A 13759-nucleotide genomic window follows, 5' to 3' on the forward strand; every position below is an offset into this window, starting at 1 on the left:
TTTAGGGATAAAATAGGTGAAAATCTCCCTCATTTAATACAATTGTTATTTGTTGATAATCTAAAGTATTTGCTGTTTGAGAAGCATTTTGGAATTTCAATCCGATGACGGATGCCATTGCTGACCAGGAGGTTGGTTTAAAATTGTACTGTGTAACATAGCCTTTCTCATAAAGGTTTGTTGTTACAAAATAATCATAACCCCGAGCAATAGTATCAGGTTTCCAAAGTATTTCTTCACCAGGTGCTGGGGTAAGGATAATTTGGTTTGCTTCTGCTATCTCTTTTTCAAGATTGTAATTATCAATACCATAGGTAGATAACAATATTTTTATTTGATATTGATTGAGCAATTCCTGAGTCAGGCTTTTGAGTTTATCTTTCTGGGATTCAGTGTCTAGATAAACAATATCGGGATCATAAACTTGATTGTCAATTAAAAGTCCGCCGCTTTTGATAACTGTACTTTTCCAATATTCATATCCTCTTAGCATTTCACGCCCTTTAGGGCCATCACTCCCTGTCAATGGCAAAGCAACCCCCATGCGTAGTTTTTTTTGTGTCCTTGGGGTAAACTCAGGGACGAATGCTAAACCATTTGGTCCAGCATGGGTTGGAATAGAGATGAGTTCAAAACTATGCAGATCTATTTTAGATAAATGCTTGTCTGTTGCATTAGACACATACGCATATTGACCCTCTGGATCAATTAAAACGTTAATTGGATTTAATCCGGTGACTAATCGTTTTATCACTTGGCCTGAATTAACATCAATCACTGCAACTTGGTGATCAAAGGGCGCGGGTGCTAATACATAGTTTTGATTAGGCGTAATATCTGAGTAAAGAATCGGCCCTAGATTCAAATTAGTTAATTGTTTTTTAATGGCGAGGGTATCGGGATCAATAAAGACGATCTGATTGACAGCCGATACCATCAAGGAACGATTATCTGGCGTATATTTTAAACCCCGTACAGCTGAGGGCAATGTGAGGCTTCCAGTAATTACTCCTGAATCAGGATCGATTCGAATGACGCCATCTTTACCCGCCATTAACCACAAGGTTTTTCCATCATTAGAAAAAAACAGATTATGTGTATTAGGACTAACCGCAATTTTTTTGACGATGGTTTTGGTATCAACATCGAAGACGAGAATCTTTCCACCCTTTTCCACATTAACATAAAGTTGTTTTTCAAAAGGAGGTCTTAACTTAACACCATGAGGCGCGCTATCGATGTCTGAATAGTCGTTGTTTTCTAGTGATTCAAAAGTAAATAGTCGATATTTCTCGACTTGATTTAATAAATCGATAACGGAAATGGAAACACCGGGTACACCAGAGCCACTGTCGTAGTCTCTAATACCAAAATTGCTGACATAAGCCGTCTTTCCATCTTTTGTAACAGCAATCTCATGAGGAAGGAAGGCAAGTTTCAGACTACCTTTTCTTGTACCTGTATCGGGATTATAGAAACTGATACGATCGGCATTTTCTTCAACAACAGCTAACGTAGTGTTGATAGAAGAGGAATAAGTGAGGCCATTGAAAATCGATAGAGCAATGAATAGGCTGTAGCTTTTTTTGAACATCATTAAATCCCTTTATAAACACAAAAAGTGCAGCCATGATAGTAAGGGAATACGATATTGTCAATATATATAGTTGCCTATATAATAGCGAAAAAAGGAATTACCCATGACATTTAACTTGAATGAACATACTGGCGTCTTGATTAAAAAAGCAGCTCGCTTATTTGAACGTGTTTCAAATCTCAACCTTGAAGAACTTGGTGTGACCTATAGTCAGACTATTTTTCTGGTTCGCTTGTGGGAACGGGACGGCCAAACGCAAATGGAGCTCACAAAAAGCGCGGGACTGAAACAACCTACCGTAGCAGGTATACTTGATAAGATGGAAAGAGACCAGCTTATCATACGTGTTCGAAGTGAACAGGACAAACGCTGCTATCATTTTTTTCTTACTGAAAAAGCGAAACATGCTTGTCGTGAATTAGAAAAGCAAGGGATTTTGATGCAGAATTTGTCTGCTGGTAATTTACCCGATAAAGAAGTTAGCCAGTTAAATGAGAATCTATTATCAATTATAGAAAACCTAGAGCGTTTTATTGAAAACATTCAGGGGTAGACTTGATGGACCTATTTTCAGTCACATGAAATGTAGAAGCAAATTGATCCATGACCAAATCTACATCACGATAAACCATAAATGAAGAATGGGGCGTAGGAACAGGATGATTGTAATTTGCTACAGGCCCTATACAAACTAGATTTTCATGTACCTTTCCGTGTGTATCGATCACTTGATAATGATCCGTTAAATGGATGCCACCATAAGGCTTAGTGCTTATTAATCCGGTTTGTGCCAGCTTGTCTAATAACATGGGCTTGACACTATTGGGATCTGGTTTGTAACGATATCCAGTTGCATCAATAAGAGTTGCAGCATACAAGACTTCGCCTGATGTAAATAATAATTGGAACCTGTGATTTACTTCATCATAGCTTACAGAAGCCAAACCATGATGCTCAATAATTCTATTTTTCTCATAGAGATGGAGCATGATTCTAGCATTCACTGGTGTGATGCCAGTCAAATAAGCCATTAAAAGAGAATAGAAGTATTTTAGAAATTGTTCTTTGCCTTCAACATTCAAACTTTGCCACATGTGAGTATAACAACCACTAAAATAAAAAGTTTTAATAAATGCTCGTAGCTCATCAATATTACCCGGTATGGGATTATTTTCTGGCAGATGATCAAATTTATTCATTTGATAACGTAAAGTCTCAAGAGCACCACGGGGATGGGTAGGATCGACAGGATTTTTAGCATCATTTTGATAAGCATTCCAAAATAATGTTTTTGCTTCGGAAAAGGTTAAACTGTCAGGAAAGCGTTTTTGTAGACTATTTGATAATTCCTGTTGTTTCGTAGTGTCACAACTATCTATATTGCCTTTGGTTGTTAATATATTAGGATTTCGGGTGACACTGTGTATTTTTCCTGAGTACTGCTTTTTCATAGTTAACCAAAGTGCGGCATCAACAAATGCTGCCTGACCACCAATGATATAAACATCATCTGCTAAATCCCATGCATCTGGATTTCCTGTTGTGTTTTCAAAACGGAGAAAACCTGGTTGATTCTCGACAGTATGAAAAAAAGGATTTGTTAAATGTCCAGTTGTTATAAAAAGTCTATCAGCGATATAATTTTGATCCGTGCATGCTATCTGATAATTCCCTTCTTTTAGCGGACAAATATCAGAGATTGGCAAAAAAATTTCTTTGACTGTTATTCCTAGTGATTTAGCCAGTGTTTTATGCTTTTCATATTGAGCGCATAAATAATGACCCACTACCGCACGAGGAATATATTGTTTGTCGCTATGCGGATAATGATCTTGGAGCAAGTCTGGATTGGCATCTATCCATTCTGTTAGGATATCTGTAGTAGAAGTAAATTTGAAACCATCAGCTGGATTATTTAAAGTCCAGAATTCTGGGCTATCAATAGAATAAGCAAAGCCTGTAGCAAGGTATTGTGGATTTTGTTCAAAGACTAATAGGGTAATATCATTACCAGGATATTTTATTGTCGAAAACAAATGAATTAACCGACAGAAAATAGCGTTTCCACAAAGTCCCATTCCTGCAATGGCAATTATTTTTGGCATTATATCAAGACGATTGTTAAAGCAGGGAAAATTCTAGAACCTAACTTTAATACTGTCAATCAGCCAACCCCAGACTCCTATTAGTTACGTAGTTCTACGTATTGAGCTATTTTCAAACAATGCCATATAATTAATATATTCCGTTAATGCTGGAGTTAGTTATGAGCAATATTCACCGTGTTTTTATTATTGGTCATCATGGTGCTGGTAAAGGATTATTAGCAAAGTCTGTGGCTCAATCATTGGGATGGCAATTTGTCGATGCGGATTTGGGGTTAGAGTCTCATATTGGACGGCATTTATCTGAGATACTCGGAAAACAAGGAAGTGATTCTTTTTATGATTGTCAGTTCGATATATTAAAGTCCCTTTGCACCCAAGAGCACATTGTTGTGACAACCGATTCTTCTGTTGTTTTGTCTTTAAAAAATCGTCAATTATTACAAGATGAAATGACTGTCTTTTTGGATGTAAGTACCGAGGTTCAAATCGATCGTACTGCACGCAATACAGCAAATTTATTACCTATTCCCAGTTTGAGAGACTTTTTTGACCAATTACATGACGAACGCGATAATCTATATAAAGAAGTAGCTACACTGATTATTCATGGTGATGATGGCCAATTAGAAGATCATACCCGTTGTATTGTTCAGGCTATTATGGGAAATGATAAAATACCGCTCATAAAAAATCTAAAGTTGGCCTTGGAAATAAAAGATTTCATCCTATACCATAAAGAATTCCATACAAAAGTCGAGTTAACTGAACAACAAGCCATATACCTAAAATTGTTGGCGGAAGGAAAAACAGCTAAAGAAATTGCACGTGAAACTGATGTCTCTTATAGAACCGTTGAAGGTACTATAGCAAAAATAATGGAGTTGTTAGGGTGCTCTTCGAGTAAAGAGCTTATCACTTTATATCATAATCAACCTTAGGGTTATGCATGTTCTTAGAGAATATATCAACATCTTGTTTTGTTACTGATAGAGACTCCAACATCACCGTTACTGGATAACAGTTATGAGTCCTTTTCTAAAAATGCATTCCTTATTGCCTGATTCCATTGATCTGACTGCTCCAAATTAGATAAATGTCCAGCATTGGCTAAAACAACCAGTTGACTGTTTTTAGCGAACCTAAGCATCTCTTCACTTTGTTGTGGTGAAATAACTTTATCCTGTTCACTGGTGATAATTAGAACAGGTAATAGAGTACTTGCTAATAAATCTTGAGTTTGAAAACGTAGTGCCATCCCACGCAATGCAGAAGCTATGGCTTTTGGCTTTTGCTTGTTTAAAATATGAGACAGAAATGCTTTAATCTCTTCAGATGCATTAGTAGATACTGCTTTTTCCATAAAGGTATTTACAAATTTCTCAGAACCATTCTCCAATACATCAAGAGCAGTTTTTTCACGATTGACTTTTGCTTCATTGCTATCAGCGTTTGCTTGTGTATTGGATAATACTAATCCTTCTATACTGTTGGGATAACGCTCTAGAAAAGCAAGTGCAATATAACCTCCCATTGACTCACCACCAATAATTGCTTTCTTAATTTGCAAGTGGTCTAATAACTGTTTCACCTCTTCCGCATACTCAGACATGGTTACCGCGGTACCATCAACGTCAGAAGATTCACCAAATCCCCACAAATCCAAACTAATCACTCGAAACTGAGATTTAAGTCCTTCATGCTGTGGTTCCCATAAACGCTGATCCGTGGGAAATGCATGAATTAATACCAAAGGCCTGCCATGTCCTGTTTCAGTATAGGAAATAAATCGGTTATTTATACTAATAGTTGTAGCTAATGTAGCGCTATTTAGAAAAGCGCTTAAAATAAATAAAAGGATGGGGGCACTGATTTTTCTCATCATTAATTATCCTTAAAAATAGTCACTGCACTAATAAATTCTTTCAACCTACCACTAAGCTTTCCATGCCTCTGAACTAGCTTAAATCGTGTTGGCTCACAAGCTAGCCTCAACCTATATTGTGCTAGTGCCTCATAAATACACCACAACACCTGCGCCAATTTAAGTGCGTCTAATAAGCGTTCTTTGAAATCAAAGTTGATATAATTTCCAAGATAAGCATCTATAAGTTGTAAATACGCCTTATCTTTATCTGTTAGACCATGGTGAGTTGCCATCTGCCGTAACCAACCCACTAGCGAAAAGAATGGGTGGGAAATAACTATCTCGCCTAAATCAATAAATGTAATGTTTTGTGATTGCTCTTCTATCAGGGTGTTGTTGTCATGGAAGTCACATTGAACCAATGTTTCCTGAATAGCATAGTCAGATAATTGTTCACATAAACTGGAAACCTTTGGGAGTAGTTTCACTAATTCATCAATATCTGCTTCTAACAATCCATCAGCTAACAAGATCTCTTTTTGTGAAAGTAATTGCATGTATAAATTCGGTAATTTATCCAATCGCCAATCAGGAACTCCTATCTTCAGAAAAGTATCAACATGCTCTGCAACTACTATTTGAAGTAATGAAAATAGCCCCACAGCATGGCATAGCAAGTTGCCATCAAATGCTTTTTTTAATATTTCTCTTAGAGGCCTACCTACATCCTGCATCAAAAAGCAATGGAGTTGAGGATTATGTGCAATAACCTCTGGAACAGGGGCTTTAAACTGGGTATACAAAACCTGAGTAATAGGAGCCTCTAATGCAAGCTGTTCTGGTGTTTGCTTCAGATAAATAATGCCTTGATCTGTTATAAAGCGCGTGACACAAGACCAAGGGGTATCTTGTACCTTTTCTGGTACGCTACTTTTTAAAGTAAACCCAAGAGATACAAGGGTATTATAAGCCCATTTAATACTCTCTATATTTGGATGATGCTTGTTCAATTCAGCTGTCCTTTGTCTTGGGTTTCTGTTCTTGATGATCCTTCATAACCTCACTAATAACCCTTAACCATGCTTGTTTGTCTGTATTACTAGAAATCGCAATTCCTGAAACCAAAATTAATGCTTTCCATAATGCCCAAGCACGTCCTCTAGCTACTGTAGCTTCATCAAGATTTAAGGTTTTAAAAAATACTTCACGGCTTTTTCCCTCAAAAAACATCCAAGCAATAGCAAGATCGCAAGCTGGATCACCCACAGCCAATTGCCCAAAATCAATAACTGCGCTTAATTGACCGTTATTTACCAGGAGATTTCCTACACTAATATCACCATGTACCCATACTGGCTCAGCTTGCCACTTACTAGACAGAGCTATCTCCCATATTTCTGTCGCTAAAAAGGCATCAATATCATTTTTTAATAGTTCTATTGCTTGTCGTGTTTCAGCATCATAAACAGCAATATCACCGCCGCGATAAAAGCTTTGAGGGCCAGCAACTGGACCATTTGCTGCATCAACACCCTGTAACGCTTTAAGGAACTCTGCCAGTTGAACAGCAAATTGAAATAAATCATCAATTTCAGCAGTTGCAGCAGGATTTCCTGGAAGCCAAAGATTAATAGACCATTTCCATGGATAAGCATCCTCTGACTTTCCCAACGCAATTGGTGTAGGTATGGAGAGAGGAAGGTGCGGTGCAAGTTTAGGCAACCACATTTGTTCTTTTTCAGCTTGACCTTCATACTCCGCAGCACTTGGCATTCGAATAAGCATTTCAGTACCTAAATGAAATGTTCTATTATCCCAGCCACTGTTTTTTACCGGTTCAATAGGTAAATGGCTCCACTCAGGAAACTGCTTATCAATTAAATGGCGCGCTAATGCTTTATTGATAATGATTTTACTTGTCATTAATCCTTCCTTATTTCATAGGATTGGGATGCTCTCTCCATTGCGCCATTGAGCAAAAAAATGGATTGCACATATTCAAATGACTGCGTCCTATCTTCTGTATCCTCATCGGACAAAAAGATGTGTTCACAATATTCACCTATGTCCTCAATAATACGTACAAACCGATAGTAGGCAATGGCATCCTGATTGATAGCCACTGGACCATAGCCCTGGTAAAACAATGCTTGTTCTTCAAATGGTGTACGGCCAGTGTCTCCTATGCCTGCTCCAATGAACATCAAATCACGTTCCTTAGGGGCAAACAATAGCGTATCCCAGTCCACTATATACAAAGCTCCCTCTTCACTAGTTAACAAGTTCCATCCATGAATGTCTGCATGACATAAGACATAATCAAGTGGTTGGTTCTGTAGCTCGCAGGCAAGATGCTCAGTGCGCCTCAGCAGTTCAAGAATATCTTCTCTTTTGGATTTCAAGAACAATGCCATTTTAGCTGCAATAGGCTCATCAAAAGCCTCCTGCTCAATACGATTAAGGAAAGCCTTAACTATTTGTCGCCATTTAGAAGGAAAAGTTTCCTGTGGTATACCTTTTGTTATTGTGCTGGGAATAGTGGCGCTATGAAACTTTTTCATGGTTGCACCAAACTCAATCCACTGCTGATCTGATAAATTCACATCAATACCATTATTCCCATCCACATAATGATATAGAATTACATTGAAGGACGCCAATCTTGTCCAGAGTTCCCCTGACTTGTTTGTGAGAGGCGGAATCACTTGTTTGATGCCCAGATCGAACAGAAACTTTGGAACTAACACCGAAGCTTCATTAAACTTCCCGCGCCTTAACTTTAAGAAATAATCTGCAGCATTGTTTGTTGTAACGCGGTAAACAGCCGTATTAAAATCAGCACCAAGTGGAAGGAAAGTAATTCTTTCCACATGCAACCCATACGCATTCTGTAAACATTTAACGATTTCTTCGTCTTTAAGATCGGGTTTTATTAGCATCAGTGGACGCCTTTTTGGTAAACCATAAAATTAAATCATCATCTAAAGGATAAGATTGACCTGGCACAGTTGGCTTATAATCATAAGTTATTCCTAGCCCATCGGGAATGTAACCTCGATTAACATAAAGTCGCTGAGCTTGTCCATATCCTCCATCAGGACCGCCATATAACCCAACACCAATACCTACCTGCTCATGCTGGCTGAATGCTTTTTCTTCAGCAGCTGTCAGTAAAGCACTCCCTATCCCAAGCTTGCGAAAAGAAGGCAATACATTTAAGTCCATAATTTCTGAAATTCCTTGATTAGCAAAAGGTTCATAGTGCGATGTCCATTTTAAAGTAACATAACCCGCAATCTGGTCTTGAATATAAGCTACCCATATCACTCGCTCAGACTGCTGTTGTTCTTGGTGATATGCTTCAAACAGTGATTCAGGTTTTTGCCAATTTGCTTTTTGAAAAGCATCTACCAAAACGGGGATATCAGATAATTCCAATGCCTTAATTACAATTGAGTGTTGGTTTACTACTTGAGCCTCAAGAGGTTTCACCATATACACCATATTCCATTCATATCCTGCAGGTTTTAAATCTAAAAGAGGATTAAATCCTACTGATTGATAGAATAAATAGGTTTTAAGATAATTCTCTTCTGACTCAGAAGGACTTAGTGTTTCAACGGTTATTGTTTTAGCCCCTTGTGTTTCAGCAAAATGACAAGTTGCATCAATTAATTGCTTTCCTACGCCTTGACGATGGAAATTACGTTTTACAGCCATCCAATAAATATTGGCATTATTAGGATAAGGAAAATCAATTGAAACAAGGCCGATATAGTCATCCCCAGATTTCGCTGCAAAATTAGTGCGTGTTTTCACACCTATTGCGTAGTGCTCATTTGCCTCTGGTAAACCAAAGTATTCAGGTAAATCCTTTGTAATTATTCGGCACAATGATTGGGCCAGTTCACTCGTTATTTTTTCGATTTTAATCATGTGTTATTCCTACAACATCATTTGATGTTTTTAAAACTACTTTAATCAGTTGTTCTAATTGTTCAATATCGCTCATATTGTTCAGCACACTCTCATAGAGTTTTAATACATTTCCATCGTATTCTCTCAGGTATTCTAATGATTTTTTAGGTCCAAGATAACGTAAATGACGAAATGGAAAGTAGTCTTCAATCAATGTATGTACTATCCATACACGCCGGTACATGCCATCTACATCGCTTATTTTTGCTCTCATCAACATTTTTTCATACCAAACTTGTCTCACCTGAAGCTCATACTCCGCTAACTGAGGTGGAATAAGAACCATAGCGTTGATTTGTTTTAATAAAGAAGTACCAAATTGTTCTTTTTCTTTAAGAACAATACCATCATGCATAATCAAATGCTCTTCTTGAATAGAATGAAATGTTGATTCGGGATAAATAAATAGATCAATAAACACTTGGTGCGTAGGATCAAATCTTGATATACGCGACATCTCACCTTCTTTACAAATTCCAGCAAGATCATAATCACTGGTTGAAGTAGCTTTCCCAATAGCTCGGGATCCGTACAGGATGATTGTATGACAGCTGTACTGGTTTGAGAGTTCATCATAAAGTACTTTGATTACTGGATCATCCAATTTAGTGTATTCATTTTGGCTCATCAAATGACTCCAATAATTTCTATTAATTGAGGTAATATATTAATATATTATAAACGCTGAGTGCATATCCTATCCAAGTGGCTCTGAATTAAAAACTGCAATTTATCCTTATCAAAATTAGGGCAATATCGTGGATAAACTCGGTCCAATCCATAAGACCATTTTTCTAGCAAAGCATGATCGTACTCAATCATTTCTTCCATATAATAGTTTTCTCCGTAATCACTGTCTCGATGAATACCAATACCTCCATCATAGAGTTCACCAGTAGGTAAACGCAGTGCAATATGCCAACACTCTTCATGCGACTTCATTAAGATAAATACAATATGAACCTTATCTGTAAAACGCTTATTCCAGGCATTAAAAAATAATTTAGCAAAAACTCCACACGGACCATAATTAATCCTTGGAGTGTTTTCATAAACACCTAACCATTGGTTGATCTCATTTTTTAAATCAGCCAATACGATTTGAGTTAGTATTTTTAAGATAAAATTGACCCGCCCCTCAACGGGCAAAAGGGGCACTTCGATTAAAGTATAACCACAGTGCTGATAGCCCTCTTTAAGAGCCATGTAGGTTTGCATGGCCTCCCTAAAGTCCTGTTGTCGTTCCCTATCATTGGTGTAAATTTCTTCCCAGGGCGGAAATAGAAAGACTGTTTGACAATATCTGTACTGCTCCACGGCATGATTCACTTGGTTATTCTCTTTATGACAAAAGGCTTTTGCATAACTGTACAAATCCGGTATTCCTCTATCAAAAAACACGCTGGTTCGTTCTTGCTGCATCTGCTGATAATCTTCAAGAGAATAACGCAACATCAACTCTAAAAATGCATCTCTATCCCCTATATGGATTGCATTCCCAGCTATGAGTTGCTGTTCTTTAATAATCTTTCGCCCAACTTCTGGTACTGTTAAAAATCCTTTTTGAGCCAAAGCAGTTAAAACAGAAGTTTTTCCGGAACCAGGGCCGCCTGTTAAAATAAAAAAATTAGGTTTAATCGTCACATTACTCATAGATTAATGTCCATGACGTTCACATCATGACCTTTAAATTTATCCATCCCGATTTTGTTCCATCCTAGCTTTGAATAATAATTAGGTAAGGTAGGATCAAAAGCAAATAGATATAAATGGCTAAAACCTAACTGTTTCGCTTTTAGCTTAATAGCATTGATAAGCTTGATCGCAATCCCTTCCCTCTGGTAATCAGGATGAACAACAAGAGAACCTAGCCATGGTGCTAAATCAGGACGAATACCATCATTGTCTCGTAAACTACACATCCCTACAGGCTTACCATCACAAAATGCCACAAACGTTAATGGTAATTTGTTTTCATTTAAGTGTTCTTGAAAACGCGCTACAACACGCTCAACAGGAATATCAGGAACCCATATACTACCTAATATCTGATGCCAAATTGCGGCCAATTCTGGAATGGTATTAGGATGATTTTTAAGTAAGTCTATTTTTATCGGTCGGCTATCTAAACGTTTTTCCATAAGAAAGTTAGTTAATTTAACGCCACCAGGGCGTGGCTTATTTTGTTCTTTAACAACAAGGTATCCCATGCGTTCAAAAAAAGGTTTGGCCGTAATACTCGCTTCTGTAGTTATTTTCTTTACTCCTTGCAAGAACAGGTGTGACTCCAGTTTTTTAACAAGCTGAGAGGCAATACCTTGGCGTTGATAATCCTTGTGAACAAATAACCTATCCAGATAGCCTTCTATAGTGATATCTGCAAATCCAACAATCACATCATCAATCTCCACCAAATAGGCGATATTATCTAACAAACTTTTCCATCGATTATCGCTATGGTGTATGTGATGTGGAGCCCAAACCAATAATTGTTCTGAGGTATAGTCTTTAGCATTGACGTGATGAACTGTTTCTTTGAACAGATTAACAATAACCTCTAAATCTTCAGCCTTAATTTCTCTAATACGTATATGAGCCTCTTTATACATTTAAAAATCCTCTCTTCAAGGCGATAATCGTCTTTGTATGGTTGTATTATTATCAATTAAATACTCCCAAACATCAGATAACTCATCCAAGCGGTAGCTATAAAAAACAAATCGTTTAGGCTTAATTGCAATACCGCAATAATCAGACGAACAAGGTAAAACAGTATCTTTAGAGGACTGTTCCAAATTTCGCCTCTTATCTTCTAATAGTTGCTTATTATCAATCGGCTCCCCTGATGTTGGGGCATAACTGCAAAAGCGTATTTGAGCCCATTGGGGATAGGAATCCCAATAATGCGCATTTTGCTCTTCTGATAGAAGGTTTGCTTCCCCTTCCACAATGACTTCTCGTGCATAACGCTCAAACCAAAAGGTAAGGGCTACCTGATTATTATTCTTTATCTCAAGTACTTTTCTCGTTCTTTTTTGGGTAAAAAATAAAACCCAGTCGTTTGTTATTTCACGGATGGCTACGATGCGGCCATGAGGTGCACCATCTAATCCATGTGATGACAATACGGCATGTTGTGCGTATTGAGCACCCATGGATTTTTCTTCTTCAATCCAAGTGTTTAATAATTCAATCGGACTTAGCTGCATTATTAAACTCCTTAATTAAAAAATATAACGTTGAATGATGTTCATACCCATCACGTTGAAACTCAACTTGATATCCTAGTTTTTGATAAAAACCTAAAGCCTCCCATCCATAGTGTTAATGGTAGAAAAACGACATTTTTTTTCTTTTCCCAAACACTCACTCGCTTCAATCAATTGCTTTCCTATTCCTTGTTTCCTGTAACGTTCATCCACCCATAATTGATCAATGTAGAGACAGCCATAATACATACTGCCATTACATCCACCAATAATAAGCTCATCTGTATCGCGCATAAAAAAAGCAAAGGCTTCTATAGGCTGCTGCCCTTTTTTTAAATAAGCGTACTCAGAAATACCTTGACTTAAAAAATCGATATCTTCTGGTCTTGGCTCAGATTCATAGGTTAACTTCATCTTATCTCTCGTAAGTCACTTGAGTTAAATCATCATTTATTCTGTGAAACGTACAAAAATCCAATCATCCGAAGGTTTTCCAGATAAAGAATCCACACAATAATTTTTAAGTGTCGCCTCTAAAATAAATCCACATTTTTCAGCAACTCGCCGACTGGCCTCATTACCTACCTGTGTCACAATTTGAACACGAGCCGCTTTGAACGATTCAAATGCAAAACGGGTCAATGCGTGTACCATTTCTGTAGCAAGTCCTTGACCTGTAAACGCAGTCTCTAACCAATAACCAATTTCAAATAGAGGTACTTCTGGTTTAGAGCGATCATTAAAACCACTGGCTCCAATAATGTGTTGTGATTCTTTATGAATAATCACCATTGGAAAATCACGAGGAACATCCAATCCCCAGCTGGTAATACCCTCCTTAACATAACGAATAGTTGGCTGCATACTTGGATCGTTTGCCCATGGCATCCACCGCTGTAGTTCAGGTAATGAGCGATTAATTGCTTGGTTAAGTGGCTTTTCATCTCCAAGCTTTGGAGCTCTTAAAATCAACCGTTCTGTTTCTATTTCTGGTAACATCTGT

15 protein-coding genes and 2 pseudogenes are annotated in these 13759 nt (G+C 37.6%); 2 read left to right on the top strand and 15 right to left on the bottom strand.

Annotation, left to right across the window (positions count from 1 at the left end; all coding sequences use genetic code 11):
- Position 1 precedes the first annotated feature (1 nt).
- Complete coding sequence (locus Lste_RS10655) at positions 2-1597, bottom strand: hypothetical protein (RefSeq protein ID WP_147285893.1); 1596 nt, start codon at positions 1595-1597, stop codon at positions 2-4.
- A gap of 103 nt (positions 1598-1700) precedes the next feature.
- Between Lste_RS10655 and Lste_RS10660 the strand changes: the two genes are divergently transcribed.
- Positions 1701-2150 carry a MarR family winged helix-turn-helix transcriptional regulator gene (locus Lste_RS10660; RefSeq protein ID WP_019349566.1) on the top strand — a complete coding sequence of 150 codons (450 nt, stop codon included), beginning with the start codon at positions 1701-1703 and terminating at the stop codon, positions 2148-2150.
- On the opposite strand, the gene Lste_RS10665 is transcribed toward Lste_RS10660, so the two are convergent.
- On the bottom strand, positions 2128-3702 hold the full coding sequence (locus Lste_RS10665) for an FAD/NAD(P)-binding protein (protein ID WP_019349565.1): 1575 nt from the start codon (positions 3700-3702) through the stop codon (positions 2128-2130). The two genes, Lste_RS10660 and Lste_RS10665, sit on opposite strands and share 23 nt — an antisense overlap.
- Before the next feature lie 161 nt (positions 3703-3863).
- Here Lste_RS10665 and Lste_RS10670 point away from each other — a divergent pair, with 161 nt between their 5' ends.
- A complete protein-coding gene (locus Lste_RS10670) occupies positions 3864-4643 on the top strand; it encodes a shikimate kinase (protein WP_019349564.1) in 780 nt (259 codons plus the stop codon).
- An 83-nt stretch (positions 4644-4726) separates the two neighbouring features.
- On the opposite strand, the gene Lste_RS10675 is transcribed toward Lste_RS10670, so the two are convergent.
- The 13 genes and pseudogenes from Lste_RS10675 to Lste_RS10725 all read right to left on the bottom strand — a co-directional run bounded on the left by Lste_RS10675 (position 4727) and on the right by Lste_RS10725 (position 13755).
- On the bottom strand, positions 4727-5587 hold the full coding sequence (locus tag Lste_RS10675) for an alpha/beta fold hydrolase (protein WP_019349563.1): 861 nt from the start codon (positions 5585-5587) through the stop codon (positions 4727-4729).
- A complete protein-coding gene (locus Lste_RS10680; protein WP_019349562.1) occupies positions 5587-6579 on the bottom strand; it encodes an aminoglycoside phosphotransferase family protein in 993 nt (330 codons plus the stop codon). Before Lste_RS10680 ends, Lste_RS10675 begins: the two co-directional genes overlap by 1 nt.
- A 1-nt stretch (position 6580) precedes the next feature.
- Positions 6581-7492, bottom strand: coding sequence for an aminoglycoside phosphotransferase family protein (locus Lste_RS10685; protein WP_019349561.1), 912 nt, complete (start codon positions 7490-7492; stop codon positions 6581-6583).
- A complete protein-coding gene (locus Lste_RS10690; RefSeq protein WP_019349560.1) occupies positions 7492-8508 on the bottom strand; it encodes an aminoglycoside phosphotransferase family protein in 1017 nt (338 codons plus the stop codon). Before Lste_RS10690 ends, Lste_RS10685 begins: the two co-directional genes overlap by 1 nt.
- Positions 8486-9064 carry a GNAT family N-acetyltransferase gene (locus Lste_RS19820; protein WP_409365727.1) on the bottom strand — a complete coding sequence of 193 codons (579 nt, stop codon included), beginning with the start codon at positions 9062-9064 and terminating at the stop codon, positions 8486-8488. The genes Lste_RS10690 and Lste_RS19820 overlap by 23 nt, the downstream gene beginning before the upstream one ends.
- A 60-nt stretch (positions 9065-9124) precedes the next feature.
- Positions 9125-9505, bottom strand: a pseudogene (locus Lste_RS19825) (GNAT family N-acetyltransferase); the annotation flags it as partial.
- Positions 9498-10175, bottom strand: a complete 678-nt coding sequence (locus Lste_RS10700) for a nucleotidyltransferase domain-containing protein (protein ID WP_019349558.1) — start codon at positions 10173-10175, stop codon at positions 9498-9500. The gene Lste_RS10700 and the pseudogene Lste_RS19825, both read right to left, overlap by 8 nt.
- Positions 10176-10222: 47 nt before the next feature.
- Positions 10223-11200: an AAA family ATPase gene (locus tag Lste_RS10705; RefSeq protein WP_019349557.1), complete on the bottom strand. Its 978-nt coding sequence runs from the start codon at positions 11198-11200 to the stop codon at positions 10223-10225.
- Positions 11197-11688, bottom strand: coding sequence for a GNAT family N-acetyltransferase (locus tag Lste_RS19595; protein WP_050799694.1), 492 nt, complete (start codon positions 11686-11688; stop codon positions 11197-11199). The genes Lste_RS10705 and Lste_RS19595 overlap by 4 nt, the downstream gene beginning before the upstream one ends.
- A gap of 54 nt (positions 11689-11742) precedes the next feature.
- Positions 11743-12156: pseudogene (locus Lste_RS19600) on the bottom strand (GNAT family N-acetyltransferase); the annotation flags it as partial.
- Between the two features lie 15 nt (positions 12157-12171).
- A complete protein-coding gene (locus tag Lste_RS10715) occupies positions 12172-12756 on the bottom strand; it encodes a pyridoxamine 5'-phosphate oxidase family protein (RefSeq protein ID WP_019349555.1) in 585 nt (194 codons plus the stop codon).
- Positions 12757-12849: 93 nt separating this feature from the next.
- Positions 12850-13170: a GNAT family N-acetyltransferase gene (locus tag Lste_RS10720; RefSeq protein ID WP_019349554.1), complete on the bottom strand. Its 321-nt coding sequence runs from the start codon at positions 13168-13170 to the stop codon at positions 12850-12852.
- Positions 13171-13206: 36 nt separating this feature from the next.
- Positions 13207-13755: a GNAT family N-acetyltransferase gene (locus Lste_RS10725; RefSeq protein WP_019349553.1), complete on the bottom strand. Its 549-nt coding sequence runs from the start codon at positions 13753-13755 to the stop codon at positions 13207-13209.
- Between the last annotated feature and the right edge of the window lie 4 nt (positions 13756-13759).

This window comes from Legionella steelei (assembly GCF_001468005.1).
In the GTDB taxonomy this organism is placed as follows: domain Bacteria; phylum Pseudomonadota; class Gammaproteobacteria; order Legionellales; family Legionellaceae; genus Legionella; species Legionella steelei.

Coding starts and splice junctions, on each gene's coding strand:
- Lste_RS19595 (WP_050799694.1), bottom strand. CDS start 11,688: ATGGAAAAACGTTTAGATAGCCGACCGATAAAAATAGACTTACTTAAA.
- Lste_RS10670 (WP_019349564.1), top strand. CDS start 3,864: ATGAGCAATATTCACCGTGTTTTTATTATTGGTCATCATGGTGCTGGT.
- Lste_RS10720 (WP_019349554.1), bottom strand. CDS start 13,170: ATGAAGTTAACCTATGAATCTGAGCCAAGACCAGAAGATATCGATTTT.
- Lste_RS19820 (WP_409365727.1), bottom strand. CDS start 9,064: ATGGTGAAACCTCTTGAGGCTCAAGTAGTAAACCAACACTCAATTGTA.
- Lste_RS10715 (WP_019349555.1), bottom strand. CDS start 12,756: ATGCAGCTAAGTCCGATTGAATTATTAAACACTTGGATTGAAGAAGAA.
- Lste_RS10685 (WP_019349561.1), bottom strand. CDS start 7,492: ATGACAAGTAAAATCATTATCAATAAAGCATTAGCGCGCCATTTAATT.
- Lste_RS10700 (WP_019349558.1), bottom strand. CDS start 10,175: ATGAGCCAAAATGAATACACTAAATTGGATGATCCAGTAATCAAAGTA.
- Lste_RS10705 (WP_019349557.1), bottom strand. CDS start 11,200: ATGAGTAATGTGACGATTAAACCTAATTTTTTTATTTTAACAGGCGGC.
- Lste_RS10690 (WP_019349560.1), bottom strand. CDS start 8,508: ATGCTAATAAAACCCGATCTTAAAGACGAAGAAATCGTTAAATGTTTA.
- Lste_RS10660 (WP_019349566.1), top strand. CDS start 1,701: ATGACATTTAACTTGAATGAACATACTGGCGTCTTGATTAAAAAAGCA.
- Lste_RS10655 (WP_147285893.1), bottom strand. CDS start 1,597: ATGATGTTCAAAAAAAGCTACAGCCTATTCATTGCTCTATCGATTTTC.
- Lste_RS10725 (WP_019349553.1), bottom strand. CDS start 13,755: ATGTTACCAGAAATAGAAACAGAACGGTTGATTTTAAGAGCTCCAAAG.
- Lste_RS10675 (WP_019349563.1), bottom strand. CDS start 5,587: ATGATGAGAAAAATCAGTGCCCCCATCCTTTTATTTATTTTAAGCGCT.
- Lste_RS10665 (WP_019349565.1), bottom strand. CDS start 3,702: ATGCCAAAAATAATTGCCATTGCAGGAATGGGACTTTGTGGAAACGCT.